The sequence below is a fragment of the Leifsonia sp. Soil_N53 genome, assembly GCF_057655165.1.
Genome location: NZ_JBDGMM010000064.1, coordinates 151,171 through 165,051, shown reverse-complemented (window position 1 = coordinate 165,051; position 13,881 = coordinate 151,171). Strand labels below are relative to the sequence as shown.

At 70.9% G+C, this 13,881-nt stretch carries 15 protein-coding genes; 11 read left to right on the top strand and 4 right to left on the bottom strand.

The features are described from left to right. Positions 1–56: 56 nt before the first annotated feature. Positions 57–1,106 carry a DNA polymerase III subunit delta gene (gene holA / locus AC3A3H_RS14350; RefSeq protein WP_487615222.1) on the top strand — a complete coding sequence of 350 codons (1,050 nt, stop codon included), beginning with the start codon at positions 57–59 and terminating at the stop codon, positions 1,104–1,106. Between the two features lie 165 nt (positions 1,107–1,271). On the opposite strand, the gene rpsT is transcribed toward holA, so the two are convergent. Together rpsT and AC3A3H_RS14340 are read right to left on the bottom strand one after the other, a co-directional pair. Continuing rightward, the gene (rpsT, locus tag AC3A3H_RS14345; RefSeq protein ID WP_487615221.1) at positions 1,272–1,532 is read right to left on the bottom strand and encodes a 30S ribosomal protein S20; all 261 of its coding nucleotides are present in this window, start codon (positions 1,530–1,532) and stop codon (positions 1,272–1,274) included. A 158-nt stretch (positions 1,533–1,690) separates the two neighbouring features. Continuing rightward, positions 1,691–2,575, bottom strand: coding sequence for an NAD-dependent epimerase/dehydratase family protein (locus AC3A3H_RS14340; protein ID WP_487615220.1), 885 nt, complete (start codon positions 2,573–2,575; stop codon positions 1,691–1,693). Positions 2,576–2,674: 99 nt separating this feature from the next. On the opposite strand from AC3A3H_RS14340, the gene AC3A3H_RS14335 reads away from it, so the two are divergent. Genes AC3A3H_RS14335 through hemW form a run of 4 tightly spaced genes read left to right on the top strand, consistent with a single transcriptional unit; the run spans position 2,675 to position 7,711 of the window. Further along, positions 2,675–3,895 (top strand): amidohydrolase, encoded by a 1,221-nt coding sequence (locus AC3A3H_RS14335; RefSeq protein WP_487615219.1) that lies wholly within the window; start codon positions 2,675–2,677, stop codon positions 3,893–3,895. 40 nt (positions 3,896–3,935) lie between these two features. After that, the gene (gene lepA / locus AC3A3H_RS14330) at positions 3,936–5,792 is read left to right on the top strand and encodes a translation elongation factor 4 (protein ID WP_487615218.1); all 1,857 of its coding nucleotides are present in this window, start codon (positions 3,936–3,938) and stop codon (positions 5,790–5,792) included. Between the two features lie 42 nt (positions 5,793–5,834). Then, positions 5,835–6,482 carry a DUF1990 domain-containing protein gene (locus AC3A3H_RS14325; protein ID WP_487615217.1) on the top strand — a complete coding sequence of 216 codons (648 nt, stop codon included), beginning with the start codon at positions 5,835–5,837 and terminating at the stop codon, positions 6,480–6,482. Next, complete coding sequence (gene hemW, locus AC3A3H_RS14320; protein ID WP_487615216.1) at positions 6,482–7,711, top strand: radical SAM family heme chaperone HemW; 1,230 nt, start codon at positions 6,482–6,484, stop codon at positions 7,709–7,711. Before AC3A3H_RS14325 ends, hemW begins: the two co-directional genes overlap by 1 nt. Positions 7,712–7,723: 12 nt before the next feature. On the opposite strand, the gene AC3A3H_RS14315 is transcribed toward hemW, so the two are convergent. Continuing rightward, a complete protein-coding gene (locus AC3A3H_RS14315) occupies positions 7,724–8,113 on the bottom strand; it encodes a DUF4870 domain-containing protein (protein WP_487615215.1) in 390 nt (129 codons plus the stop codon). Positions 8,114–8,214: 101 nt separating this feature from the next. Next, positions 8,215–8,748: a DUF4870 domain-containing protein gene (locus AC3A3H_RS14310; protein WP_487615214.1), complete on the bottom strand. Its 534-nt coding sequence runs from the start codon at positions 8,746–8,748 to the stop codon at positions 8,215–8,217. A gap of 218 nt (positions 8,749–8,966) precedes the next feature. On the opposite strand from AC3A3H_RS14310, the gene hrcA reads away from it, so the two are divergent. The 6 genes from hrcA to ybeY all read left to right on the top strand — a co-directional run bounded on the left by hrcA (position 8,967) and on the right by ybeY (position 13,879). After that, on the top strand, positions 8,967–9,983 hold the full coding sequence (gene hrcA / locus AC3A3H_RS14305; protein ID WP_487615213.1) for a heat-inducible transcriptional repressor HrcA: 1,017 nt from the start codon (positions 8,967–8,969) through the stop codon (positions 9,981–9,983). A gap of 77 nt (positions 9,984–10,060) precedes the next feature. Then, a complete protein-coding gene (gene dnaJ / locus AC3A3H_RS14300) occupies positions 10,061–11,173 on the top strand; it encodes a molecular chaperone DnaJ (RefSeq protein ID WP_487615212.1) in 1,113 nt (370 codons plus the stop codon). 16 nt (positions 11,174–11,189) lie between these two features. After that, positions 11,190–11,918: a 16S rRNA (uracil(1498)-N(3))-methyltransferase gene (locus AC3A3H_RS14295; RefSeq protein ID WP_487615211.1), complete on the top strand. Its 729-nt coding sequence runs from the start codon at positions 11,190–11,192 to the stop codon at positions 11,916–11,918. A 23-nt stretch (positions 11,919–11,941) separates the two neighbouring features. After that, the gene (locus tag AC3A3H_RS14290; protein WP_487615210.1) at positions 11,942–12,307 is read left to right on the top strand and encodes a histidine triad nucleotide-binding protein; all 366 of its coding nucleotides are present in this window, start codon (positions 11,942–11,944) and stop codon (positions 12,305–12,307) included. 91 nt (positions 12,308–12,398) lie between these two features. Further along, the gene (locus tag AC3A3H_RS14285; protein WP_487615467.1) at positions 12,399–13,421 is read left to right on the top strand and encodes a PhoH family protein; all 1,023 of its coding nucleotides are present in this window, start codon (positions 12,399–12,401) and stop codon (positions 13,419–13,421) included. Beyond that, a complete protein-coding gene (gene ybeY, locus AC3A3H_RS14280; RefSeq protein WP_487615209.1) occupies positions 13,418–13,879 on the top strand; it encodes an rRNA maturation RNase YbeY in 462 nt (153 codons plus the stop codon). Before AC3A3H_RS14285 ends, ybeY begins: the two co-directional genes overlap by 4 nt. Positions 13,880–13,881: the final 2 nt, after the last annotated feature.

Below are 13,881 nucleotides of genomic sequence, written 5' to 3'. Positions count from 1 at the left end.
GCCGCGCAGGCCGCTGCCGGTGGTCCCCTCTATCCTTTATACGGACGAGGAGGAACGTGGCGACACGAAGCAACAGCAGGGGCGGTTCACGAGGCCGGGCGTCCGGAGCACCCGCGAAGAGCGCCATCCCGCAGCTCGCCTGGAACCAGGTCCGGCCGGCGCCGATCGTCCTGGTCTCCGGCACGGAGGGCTTCCTCGCCGACCGCGCCACGCGGCTGCTGCGCGACCGCCTCAAGCAGGAGGACCCGAGCCTGGAGGTCAGCGACCTGTCGGCGGCGGACTACGCGCCGGGCGAGCTGCTCACGCTCGCGAGCCCCTCCCTGTTCGGCGAGCCGAGGCTCATCCGGGTGGACGCGGTCGAGAAGACCGGCGACCCGTTCCTCTCCGACATGCTCGACTACCTCACCGCTCCGGCCGACGGCACGGTCGTCGTCCTCCGGCACGCGGGCGGGGTGCGCGGCAAGAAGCTCCTGGACGCGATCCGCGCGGGAACCGGCGGGGGCGTGGAGGTCGTCTGCACCGAGCTCAAGAAGGACACGGAGAAGTACGACTTCGCCCAGGCGGAGTTCGCCGCGGCGGGGCGCAAGATCGCGCCGGGCGCGCTGCGGGCGCTCACCTCGGCGTTCACGGATGACCTGGCGGAGCTCGCCGCGGCCTGCCAGCAGCTCCTGTCCGACTCGGCCGAGCAGATCACCGAGGCGACGGTCGACAAGTACTACGGCGGACGCGTCGAGACCAACGCATTCCAGGTCGCAGACCAGGCGATCGCGGGGCGGTACGGGGAGGCCCTGGTGACCATGCGGCACGCCCTGGCGTCCGGCGCCGACCCGGTGCCGATGGTGGCGGCCTTCGCCAGCAAGATCCGGACGATGGCGAAACTCTCCGGCGCCCGCGGCGGCTCCGGCCAGCTCGCCCAGCAGTTCGGCCTTGCACCGTGGCAGGTCGACCGCGCCCGCCGCGACCTCTCCGGGTGGACGGAGGACGGGATCGGCCGCTGCATCGAGGTCCTCGCCGAGACCGACGCCAACGTCAAGGGCGGTGGCCGCGACCCGGTGTTCGCGCTCGAACGCATGATCCGCATCGTCAGCGCCCGCGGCCGCGGCTGACGCCGCACCGCGTAGCGGCGGCGTGCCCGACGGTGCCGCGCTTGACCGCGCCTGCCCGGCGCTGTGCCTCCCCAACGCCCCCCACATGCAGCGAACCCCCGCTCCCGTTGACACGGGGCGGGGGTTCGTCGCGGCGCGGGACAGGTCCCGCGAGCGGTCACTGCGTCAGAGCGCGGCGACCTGCTTGGCGATGGCCGACTTGCGGTTCGCCGCCTGGTTCTTGTGGATGACGCCCTTGCTGGCCGCCTTGTCGATCCGCTTCGCGGCGAGACGCAGCGCCGCGGTCGCCTTCTCCTTGTCGCCGGCGACGACGGCCTCGCGGGTGGCGCGGATGGCCGTCTTCAGCTGGCTCTTGACCGCCTTGTTGCGCTCCTGCGCCTTCTTGTTGGTCTTGTTGCGCTTGATCTGCGACTTGATGTTTGCCACGAATGGTTACTTTCGTTCGAAGTGAGTATCGGATGTTGCCGCTCAGCGAGAGAGGGCGCCTTGCGGCGTTCGTGCGGGACACCCACACGCAAGCCAACAAACAACTTTACCAGCGGCGGACCGTTGCGCCAAAACGTGTCGCCACGAGCCCGCCCGGCTCAGGCCTGTGCGAACTCCGGAGCGTAGCTGCCGGACGCGATCTCGTCGACAAGAGACGGGCCGTTGGGCTCCCAGCCGAGCTCGATCCGCGCCTTCGTGCCGCGCGCCTGCTGGTCGAGGAGCAGCGCTTCCGCGAGCCCTGCGCCCAGCCGCTCCTGGGACTGTGCGACCGTCTCGGCCTCCACTCCGGACGCGCCGGCGGCGGCCGCGGCGGCCTCGCCGAGCTCGCGCACCGTCGGGTTGGCTCCACTGGCGGCGATGTAGACGGAGCCGGCCGTGCCGTGCTCGAGCGCCAGCACGTACAGGGCGGCGAGGTCGTCCACGTGCACGGTGGACCAGTGCTGCGAGCCGTCGCCGATCAGCCGGAGCGGTGCCGCGTCGCCCGAGCCGTGCGGGGCGTCCACGATCACGCGCGCCAGGCCCGTGCCGCGGCCGTAGACCACCGACGGCACGACGACGGTCCCACGGACACCCGGGGCGGCGAGGACGACGGCCTCCGTCGCGCCGCGCCAGGCCGTGATCGCCGGCGGGGCAGCGGGGGAGTCCTCCGCGATGTCCGCGTTCGAGCCGTACGTCCAGACACCGCCGGTGTGCACGAACGGCTTGGCCGTCCCCGCGAGACCGTCGAGCACGGCCGGGATGAAGACCGGGTCGACGTCCGGCGCGGAGGCCAGGTGGATGACGCCGTCGCTCTCGCGCGCCAGCCGCGCGACGAGTTCCGCGTCGGTCGCGTCGCCGACCACGGCGGTGGCGCCGGCCGCTCGGACGGTCCCGGCCTTCGCCTCGTCGCGGACGAGCGCGGTGACGTCGTGGCCCTCCTCGAGGAGCCGGGAGAGGACGGAGGTTCCGATGTAGCCGGTCGCGCCGGTCAGGAGAATGCTCATGCCACGGGACAACGCACCGTTCGGTCGCGCATTCCCGAGGCCCCCGGCGCCGGCCCGCGCGGGTCTGCCGGCCACGGCGCGAAGCGTAGGCTCGATCCCATGACCGCTTCCAGCATCGCCATCGTCAACGCCTACGTCGTCCCGGTCGCCGGAGACCCCATCGAGAAGGGCACGGTGATCGTCGAGGACGGCCGGATCAGCACCGTCGGCCCGACTGCGGAGGTCGTCGTCCCGGCCGGCGTCCAGGTGGTCGACGCGAGCGGCAAGTGGGTGCTCCCGGGCTTCGTCGAGGCGCACGGGCACGTCGGCATCCACGAGGAGGCCAACGGCCCGGCCGGCGACGACACCAACGAGATGACGACGCCCAACACCGCCGCCGTGCGTGCGATCGACGCGGTCAACATCGACGACGAGGGCTTCCGCGACGCGCTCGCGGGCGGCGTCACCGCGATCGTCGTCAAGCCGGGCTCCGGCAACCCCATCGGCGGCCAGACCGTCGCGATCAAGAGCTGGGGCGGCCGCACCATCGACGAGCAGGTCATCCGGGAGGCCGTGAGCGTCAAGTCCGCGCTCGGCGAGAACCCGAAGCGCGTCTACGGCGGCAAGAACCAGACCCCGAGCACGCGGCTCGGCGTCGCCATGATCATCCGCCAGGCGTTCGTGGAGGCCCAGAACTACGCGGCGGCACGCGACGAGGCGGAGCGCGACGGCAAGGCGTTCGCGCGCGACCTCACCAAGGAGACTCTGGCGCGCGTCCTCGCCGGCGAGCTCGTCTGGGACCAGCACACCCACCGCCACGACGACATCGCGACCGCGATCCGTCTCGCCGACGAGTTCGGCTACAAGCTGGTCGTCAACCACGGCACCGAGGCGCACAAGATCGCCGACGTGCTCGCCGAGCGGGACATCCCGGTCATCTTCGGCCCTCTGTTCACCTCCCGCTCGAAGGTGGAGCTGCGCGACCGCGCCATCGCCAACCTCGCCCGCATCGCGGCAGCGGGCGTCCGGGTCGCCATCACGACCGACCACCCCGTGGTGCCGATCAACTTCCTGGTGCACCAGGCCTCGCTTGCGGTGAAGGAGGGGCTGCCGCGCGAGACCGCGCTGGAGGCCCTGACCGTCAACCCGGCGTCGTTCCTCGGACTGGACGACCGGGTCGGCGCGCTGAAGCCCGGGCTGGACGGCGACATCGTGGTCTGGTCCGGCGACCCGCTGGACGTGAACTCCCGGGCCGAGCGCGTCTTCATCGACGGCGCCGAGGTGTACCGCTGGGAGGACGGCGCCGGCCACGTGGTCGAGCGCGCCGAGCGCTTCGCCTGAGCGACGGGCGCGCCGAGGTTCATGGGAGAATGGCGACACAATGTCACCACGAGCCCTGAAGCCACTCGAGCCCGCCGCGACCGACCCGGCCTCCATCCGCAACTTCTGCATCATCGCGCACATCGACCACGGCAAGTCGACGCTGGCCGACCGGATGCTGCAGATCACGGGTGTGGTCTCCGACCGCGACATGCGCGCGCAGTACCTCGACCGCATGGACATCGAGCGCGAGCGCGGCATCACGATCAAGAGCCAGGCCGTGCGGATGCCGTGGGCCGTCGACGGCGGCACGTTCGCCCTCAACATGATCGACACCCCGGGGCACGTGGACTTCACCTACGAGGTGTCCCGCTCGCTCGCCGCGTGCGAGGGCGCCATCCTGCTGGTGGACGCCGCGCAGGGCATCGAGGCGCAGACGCTGGCGAACCTCTACCTGGCGCTCGAGAACGACCTCACGATCATCCCGGTGCTCAACAAGATCGACCTCCCCGCCGCCGACCCGGAGAAGTACGCGCAGGAGCTCGCCAGCCTGATCGGCGGCCGCCCGGAGGACGTGCTGCGCGTCTCCGGCAAGACCGGTATGGGCGTGGAGGCGCTGCTCGACCGGGTCGTGCAGGAGATCCCTGCGCCGGTGGGCGTGGCCGATGCTCCGGCGCGCGCGATGATCTTCGACTCCGTCTACGACAGCTATCGCGGCGTGGTCACGTACGTCCGCATGGTCGACGGCAAGCTCAGCCCGCGCGAGCGCATCCAGATGATGTCGACGAAGGCGACGCACGAGATCCTGGAGATCGGCGTCTCCGCCCCCGAGCCGACCCCCTCCAAGGGCCTCGGCGTCGGCGAGGTGGGCTACCTGATCACCGGCGTGAAGGATGTCCGCCAGTCCAAGGTCGGCGACACGATCACCACGGCCGCGAAGCCCGCGACCCAGGCCCTCGCGGGCTACACCGAGCCGAAGCCGATGGTGTTCTCCGGCCTGTACCCGATCGACGGCAGCGACTACCCGGAGCTGCGCGAGGCGCTCGACAAGCTCAAGCTGTCCGACGCCGCGCTCGTCTACGAGCCGGAGACCTCGGTCGCGCTCGGCTTCGGCTTCCGCTGCGGCTTCCTCGGCCTCCTGCACCTGGAGATCGTCACCGAACGCCTCGAACGCGAGTTCGGCCTCGACCTGATCACCACAGCCCCGAGCGTGATCTACGAGGTCACGACCGAGGACAAGAAGGTCATCACGGTCACCAACCCGAGCGAGTTCCCCGGCGGCAAGATCGCCAAGGTCGAAGAGCCGATGGTGAAGGCCGCGATCCTGGCGCCCAAGGACTACGTCGGCGTGATCATGGAGCTCTGCCAGAGCCGACGCGGCGCGCTCCTCGGCATGGAGTACCTCGGCGAGGACCGTGTCGAGATCCGCTACACCATGCCGCTCGGAGAGATCGTCTTCGACTTCTTCGACCAGCTGAAGAGCCGCACCGCGGGCTACGCCTCCCTCGACTACGAGCCCACGGGCCAGCAGGAGGCCGACCTCGTGAAGGTCGACATCCTGCTCCAGGGCGAGCAGGTGGATGCGTTCAGCGCGATCGTCCACCGCGACAAGGCGTACGCGTACGGTGTCCTGATGACCGGCCGGCTGCGCGAGTTGATCCCGCGCCAGCAGTTCGAGGTCCCCATCCAGGCCGCGATCGGCGCCCGCATCATCGCCCGCGAGAGCATCAGGGCGATGCGCAAGGACGTCCTCGCCAAGTGCTACGGCGGCGACATCACCCGCAAGCGCAAGCTCCTCGAGAAGCAGAAGGAGGGCAAGAAGCGCATGAAGATGGTCGGCCGCGTCGAGGTGCCCCAGGAGGCGTTCATCGCGGCGCTGTCGGGGGACACCGAGAAGGGCAAGGACGGGAAGAAGTAGCCGGGTTCGCACTCCCTCCCCATTTGACGCAGGATAGACAGCATGCGCCGCACCAGCTTCACCGACCAGCCCGTCACGTACGGGTTCATCGGCGGCACGCAGGCCTCCGATCTGCTCCACTACCCGCCGAAGGGCTACCGGCCGCTCGAGCGCAAGGTGCGGCTGGGCAGCGGTGAGGAGCGGTTCGAATCCGCGGCCGCCGCGCTGATGACGTGGGGCGTGCAGCGCAACAGCGGCATCCGGGTGACCGAGGTGAACGAGGGCACCGGGGTCCAGTACGAAGGCATCGAGTACGACGCCGACGGCACGCCCAAGGGGATGCGGGAGCACCGCACCGCCGAGGACGTGTTCGCCGACGACGGCACCCCGTTCATCCGCAACGGGATGACCGCCGTGCTCAAGGTGCCGTTCGGGCCGTTCCGGGTGTCCGCTCCGTGCCGCGTCGTCTACGTCGTCGACGAGCCGAACCGGCGCGGGTTCGCCTACGGCACGCTCAAGGGTCACCCGCAGAGCGGCGAGGAGGCGTTCTTGGTGGAGATGCGCGACGACGGCACCGTGTGGTTCGTGCTGCGCGCCTTCGCCCGGCCGTCCAACGCGTTCTACCGCCTGACCTCGCCCGTGCTGCGCGGCGTGCAGTCGCGTTTCACCAAGCGGTACCTGCGCGCGCTGCTGCCCGCGCGGGCGGCCTGATGCCCGGCGCCCTCCCGCTCGGGGATCCGGCCCCTGCCGACGGCGTCCTCCCGGCCAGTACAGCTCACGGCGCCGGCGAGCGCGACTTCGGCGTGTATCTGCACGTCCCCTTCTGCCGGGTGCGCTGCGGCTACTGCGACTTCAACACCTACACCGCCACCGAGCTCCGCGGTGTCTCCCAGTCCGAGTACGCGGGCCACGCCGTGCGCGAGGTGCGCTTCGCGCAGGAGGCGCTGGAGCGCAGCGGCGTCCCTGCCCGGGAGGTCTCCACCGTGTTCTTCGGCGGCGGCACGCCCACGCTGCTGCCGCCCGACGACCTGGGTGCGATGCTCGGCGCCGTGCGCGACGCCTGGGGGATCGCCGCGGGCGCCGAGGTGACGACGGAGGCCAACCCCGACTCGGTGGACGCCGACGACCTCCGCCGGCTCGCCGACGCCGGGTTCACCCGGGTGTCGTTCGGGATGCAGTCCGCCGTCCCGAGCGTGCTCGCCACGCTGGAGCGCACCCACGACCCGGAGCGCGTCCCGCTCGTCGTCCAGTGGGCGAGGGAGGCCGGCCTCCAGGTCAGCCTCGACCTCATCTACGGAACGCCGGGGGAGACCCTGGCCGACTGGTCGCGATCGCTCGAGGCGGCGCTGGCCTGCGAGCCCGACCACGTGTCGGCGTACGCCCTGATCGTCGAGCCCGGCACGAAGCTGGCGCGGCAGATCCACTCGGGAGCTGTGCAGGAGCCGGACGACGACCTCGAGGCCGACATGTACGAGCTCGCCGAGGCGCGGCTCGGCGCGGCCGGCTACGGCTGGTACGAGGTCAGCAACTGGGCGACCGACGAGGCGCACCGCTCCCGGCACAACCTGGCGTACTGGCTCGGGCACGACTGGTGGGGCGTCGGGCCCGGCGCGCACAGCCACGTCGGCGGCGTCCGCTGGTGGAACGTGAAGCATCCCGCCGCGTACGCGCAACGGGTCCTGGCGGGGGAGTCGCCCGCGGCCGGCCGCGAGACGCTCGACGGCGAGACCCGGCGCGTGGAGCGGGTCCTCCTGCTCACGCGCATCCGGGAGGGACTGCGCACCACCGAGCTGACCGAGGCCGGGCGCCGCGCGGTCGCCGGGCTGATCGCCGACGGGCTGGTGGACGCGAAAGCCGCCCTCGCCGGGTCGGTGGTGCTGACCCTGCGAGGGCGGCTGCTGGCGGACGCCGTCGTGCGACGGCTGCTCGCCGAGGAATAGCGCGGAGGCGCCCTAGCTCACGAACCTGATCGCGATCGGGTACGTGTAGAACGCGCCCTGGTTGGCCTTCACTGCGGCGATGATGCTGAAGACGATGTTCAGCACCCAGACGGCGAGGAAGATCAGGACGCCGATGCCGACGATGCTCAGGATGACGCCGACCGCGTACGCGATCGCGAGTGTGATCTGGAAGTTCAGCGCCGTCGCGGTGTGCGACCGGATGAACGGTCCGCGGTCCTTGAGGACGAGGTAGCCGACCAGGGCCGGGATGAAGCTGAACAGGATGCCGCCGATGTGGATCAGCGTCGCCCACAGCTTCTCGTCGGCCGGGCTCAGCTGCGGCTGCTGACCTCCGTACGGCTGCTGCGGGGGCGGCGGCGGGGGCGGGGGCGTAGCGGACATGGTCGTGTTCTCCTCCGATGAGTGGGAATGACGGGTCTCAGCCTAGGGGGCGGAGCGCGATCCTGAGAAGCAGCCGTGAGCCATTTCTCCGGATCGCGGTGTCACTTGATGAAGCGGAAGTTCAGGGGGTAACGGTAGGTCCCACCGCTGTTCACCCGCACGAAACCGAGGATCGAGAACACCAGGTTCACGATGTACAGCGCCCACGGGATGAGCAGGCTGAACAGCAGGTAGCCGATGCCGAACGTGAACGAGCCGATGATCACGCCGAGGATCTGAGAGGCCACCCAGGCCAGGATCCAGGTGATCTGCCAGTTCAGCGCCTCCTTGGCCTCCTGGTTGGTGAGGGCGCCGCGGTCCTTGAACACGAGCCAGATGATCAGGGACGGGAGGAACCAGAGGATGCCGCCGAGGTGGGCGAAGGACGCCCACTGCTTGTCCTGGGCGGGGTCGAGCGGCGCGGCGGGAGCGGTCGCGTACTGCGGCGGGACGGCGCCGGCGGGCTGACCGGCGGGAGGGGTGTACGGCTGCTGAGGCGGCACGGCGCCGGCGGGCTGGCCCGGCGCGGAGCCGTAGGGCTGCTGCGGAGGCTGGTCGCCCTGGCCGTCGGCCGGAGGCGGGGTCGGGTCTGACATGAGGAAACCCTTTCGTGGTCGGCTGCGGGGGCTTACCTGAGCCGGTGCGCACACAGTACTGCGCGCGGGCCCCGCGGTAAATGATCCGTGTCGCGCGTTGGCCGCCCTCCCGTGACGACGCGTTATGATTAGCACTCAGGATCTTCGAGTGCCAGTTCATTCGATGTCCTCCCGAGCTCGATCCTCGGGTGCCGAAGCGACGACAGGAGGCGGTTCGCGTGGTCTCGGAACGCAGTCTGGAAGTGCTCCGCGTCATCGTGCAGGACTATGTCGCCTCGCGCGAGCCGGTGGGCTCGAAGAGCATCGTCGAACGGCACGCCTTCGGCGTCTCGGCCGCGACCATCCGCAACGACATGGCCCTCCTGGAAGAGGAGGAGCTGATCGCGGCCCCGCACACCTCGTCCGGCCGGGTTCCCACGGACAAGGGCTACCGGCTCTTCGTGGACCACCTCGCCGAGGCGCGTCCGCTGTCCGCGGCCCAGCGCACGGCGATCGAGGCGTTCCTCGGCCAGTCCCTCGATCTGGACGACGTGCTCTCGCGCACAGTGCGCCTGCTGTCGCAGCTCACCAACCAGGTCGCCCTCGTGCAGTACCCGTCGGTGGCGCGCTCGCGCATCCGGCACATCGAGCTCGTCTCGCTCGGCTCCCGGCGGCTGCTGAGCGTGCTGATCACCGACTCGGGTGCGGTGGAGCAGCGCGTGATCGAGCTGCAGGAGGAGCTGGACGACGCGGAGATCGCCGAGATCCGCGGCGCCATCAACGGCGCCGCAGCGGGGCTCCAGCTGATCGACGCGGCCGTGCGGCTGCGCGAGCTGCCCGGCCACCTGACCGAGCGGACCCGCGAGCTCGTGGCGCCGGTCGCGGGCGCCCTGCTCGACCAGATCGCCGCCAACCGGCAGGACAAGCTGGTCATGGCCGGCGCGGCCAACCTGGCCCGCACGGAGACCGACTTCCCCGGCTCCATCACGCCCGTGCTGGAGGCCATCGAGGAGCAGGTGGTGCTGCTGCGGCTCTTCGACGAGATGGCGCTGGATCAGCACGGTGTCGCGGTCAGCATCGGCCGCGAGAACGCGGTCACCGGCCTGAGCGAGACCTCCGTCATGTCGAGCGGCTACACCTCCGGCTCCGACCTGGCGCGGGTGGGCCTGCTCGGCCCGCTCCGCATGGACTACTCGGGCAACATGGCCGCGGTCCGCGCCGTGGCGCGCTACCTCTCCCGCCTGCTCGGCGACTGACCTCCGACCCCGATCACCGCCTCCACCGGCTCCGACGCAACGAACTCCGACGCAACGAACAGAAGGAAAAGCCTTACGTGGCCGACCACTACGAAGTACTCGGCGTTGACCGCAACGCCACCCCCGACGAGATCAAGAAGGCGTACCGCCGGCTCGCGCGCGAGCTGCACCCGGACGTCAACCCGAGCTCCGAGGCGCAGGAGCGCTTCAAGCTCGTCACCCACGCCTACGACGTGCTGAGCGACCCGCAGCAGCGGCAGCAGTACGACCTGGGCGGCTCGACCGGCTTCGGCGGAGCGGGAGCGGGCGACTTCGCCGGCTTCGGCGACATCTTCGAGACCTTCTTCGGCGGAGGCGGCGGCGCCACCCGCGGACCGCGCTCCCGGCGCGAGCGCGGCCAGGACGCCCTGCTGCGCGTGGAGGTCGAGCTCGACGAGGTCGTCTTCGGGACCCACCGCGACCTCGACGTGGACACGGCAGTCGTCTGCGAGACCTGCAACGGTTCGTGCTGCCAGCCCGGCACCGCCCCGGTCACCTGCGACATCTGCCACGGCACCGGCAGCATCCAGCGCTCGGTGCGCTCGCTGCTCGGCAACGTGATGACCTCCAGCCCCTGCGGCAGCTGCCGCGGCTACGGCACCGTCATCGCCACGCCGTGCGTGACCTGCCAGGGCCAGGGCCGGGTGCGCGCGCGCCGCACGGTCGCGGTGGACATCCCCGCCGGTGTCGACACCGGCCTCCGGCTGCAGATGCCGGGATCCGGCGAGGCCGGCCCCGCGGGCGGCCCGAACGGCGACCTGTACCTGGAGATCAAGGTCAAGCACCACGAGGTGTTCAGCCGCGACGGCGACGACCTGCTCTGCACGCTGGAGCTGTCGATGGCCGACGCCATCCTCGGCACGACCGCGACGGTGAAGGCGCTCGACGGCGACATCCGCCTGGAGCTCAAGCCCGGTACCCAGAGCGCGGACATCATCTCAGTGAAGGACCGCGGGATCACGCACCTGCGCGGCAGCGGCCGCGGCGACCTGCGGGTGGGTATCCAGGTGGTCACGCCGACGAAGCTCGACCACAAGGAGAAGGAGCTGATCAAGAAGTTCGCGGCGACCCACCACAACCCGGAGCCGTCGCTCGCGCGCTTCCAGCAGGGCCTGTTCGCCAAGCTCCGCGACCGGTTCCTCAACCTCTGACAGGCGGGCGGAACGGATGAGTTCCCTCTATCTGCGCGAAGACCTCGCCGACGTCGAGGTGGGCGCCCGGCTGACCCTGACCGGGCCGGAGGCCAAGCACGCCTCCACCGTCAACCGGACCCGGCCGGGCGAGAGCGTGCTGATCGGCAACGGCCGCGGCCTGGTCGCGTCCGGCGAGGTGCTGGTCGCGACGAGCTCCGAGCTGACCATCGACGTGGAGGCCGTGGAGCGCGTCCCGCGCGCCGAACCGGCGATCACGCTCGTGCAGGCGCTCGCCAAGGGCGACCGCGACGAGCTCGCCGTGCAGGCGGCGACCGAGCTCGGCGTGGACTCGGTCGTGCCCTGGGCGGCCTCGCGGTCGGTGTCGCGCTGGGAGGGCGCCAAGGTGGCCAAGGGACGCGAGCGCTGGGCGGCGATCGTGCGCGAGGCGAGCAAGCAGTCGATCCGCGCCTGGACGCCGGAGGTCGGGGAGCTGGCCACGACGAAGCAGGTCGCTGCCCTGGCGGCGACGCACCGGGTCCTGGTGCTGGAGCCGGGCGCGGCCGACGCGCTCACCGCCGTGCGCCCGGACGGCCGGCCGCTGGCGCTCGTGGTCGGCCCGGAGGGCGGGATCGCGCCGCAGGAGCTGGCGGCGTTCCGCGCGGCGGGGGCGGAGGTCGTGCGGCTCGGCGACACGGTGCTGCGGACCTCCACCGCGGGACCGGCCGCCCTGGCCGTGCTCAACGCGGCGCTGGGGCGATGGTAGGGGTCGCGAATAGGATGGACCACATGGAGACAGGGGAGCGCTCGATCTTCTCGCGCATCATCGCAGGGGAGATCCCGGCCGACGTCGTGTACGACAGCGAACGCATCATCGCGTTCCGCGACATCGCGCCGAAGGCGCCCGTGCACCTGCTGGTCGTGCCGAAGACGGAGCGCTACCGCGACGTCGTCGAGCTCGCCGCGGGCGACCCTGCCCTGCTGGCCGAGCTCGTGGCGACCGCCCGGCTCCTGGCCGACGAGCACGCGGACGGCGATTTCCGTCTGATCTTCAACACCGGCGCAGGCGCGGGACAGACCGTGTTCCACGTCCACGCTCATTTGCTGGGCTCGCCCGCGGGCGGGCTCGAGGAAGGAAGCCTTGGCGACGAGTGACCCGACCACCCCGGAAGACTCCGTGACCCCGGAAGACTCCACGACCCCGGGAAGTCCGGCCGAGGCGCGCCTGAGCGTCGACGGGATCCAGATGGTGCGGCTGCTCGGCCCCCAGGACCGCCTGCTGACGACCCTGGAGCGTCAGTACCCGCTGGTCGACGTGCACGTGCGCGGCAACGAGATCAGCCTCAGCGGCGACCCCGCGCAGGTCGCCGCGGCGCGGGCTCTGCTCGAGGAGCTGCTGCAGATGGTCCGCAACGGGCAGGACCTCGGCCCTGCCGAGGTCGCCAGCTCGGCGCGGATGATGCGCAGTGACCTGAACCTCAGCCCGTCCGACGTGCTGAGCCAGGCGATCCTCACCGCGCGCGGCAAGAGCATCCGGCCGAAGACGCTCGGCCAGAGCCAGTACGTCGACTCCATCGACCACAACACGATCGTTTTCGGCATCGGCCCCGCCGGAACCGGCAAGACCTACCTGGCGATGGCGAAGGCCGTCCAGGCCCTGCAGCGCAAGGAGGTCAGCCGGATCATCCTGACCCGCCCGGCGGTGGAGGCCGGCGAGCGGCTCGGCTACCTGCCCGGCACGCTCACCGACAAGATCGACCCCTACCTGCGCCCGCTCTACGACGCGCTCAACGAGATGCTCGACCCGGAGCTCGTGCCCAAGCTGCTCGCGGCCGGCACGATCGAGGTCGCCCCGCTGGCGTACATGCGCGGCCGCACCCTGAACGACTCGTTCATCATCCTGGATGAGGCGCAGAACACGACGCCGGAGCAGATGAAGATGTTCCTCACCCGGCTCGGCTTCAACTCGAAGATGGTCGTGACCGGCGACATCACCCAGATCGACCTGCCGAACGCGGCGAGCGGCCTGCGGCTGGTGACGCGCGTCCTGAACGACATCGACGACATCCACTTCTCGCGGCTGACGAGCGAGGACGTGGTGCGGCACAGCCTGGTCGGCCGGATCGTCGACGCATACACCGAGTTCGACGCCAGGCAGCAGGCGCGGCAGTACGAGCGCGAGGAGGCCCGCGAGTTCGCGAACCGCGCCGAACGCCGGTCGGGCACGCCGCGCGACCACCTCCCGAAACGACAGGGCCCGACACGATGAGCATCGAGATCAACAACGAGTCCTCCATCGAGGTGGACGAGGCCGCCCTGCAGCGCCTGGCGGGCTACGCGCTCGACATCATGCACGTGCACCCCGACGCCGAGCTCGCGATCGTCCTGGTGGACGAGGCCGCGATGGAGCAGCTGCACGTGCAGTGGATGGACGAGCCGGGGCCGACCGACGTGCTGAGCTTCCCGATGGACGAGCTCCGCCCCGGCACGGAGGACGAGCCCGCCCCGGCCGGCCTGCTCGGCGACGTCGTGCTCTGCCCGCAGGTCGCGCAGGTGCAGGCGGAGACCGCCGGCCACACCCTCATGGACGAGCTGCTGCTGCTGACCACGCACGGCATCCTGCACCTGCTCGGCTTCGACCACGCCGAGCCGGCGGAGGAGCGCGAGATGTTCGGTATCCAGCGCGACATCCTGGTGGGCTTCTCCCGCTACGACCGACAGCGCTAGGC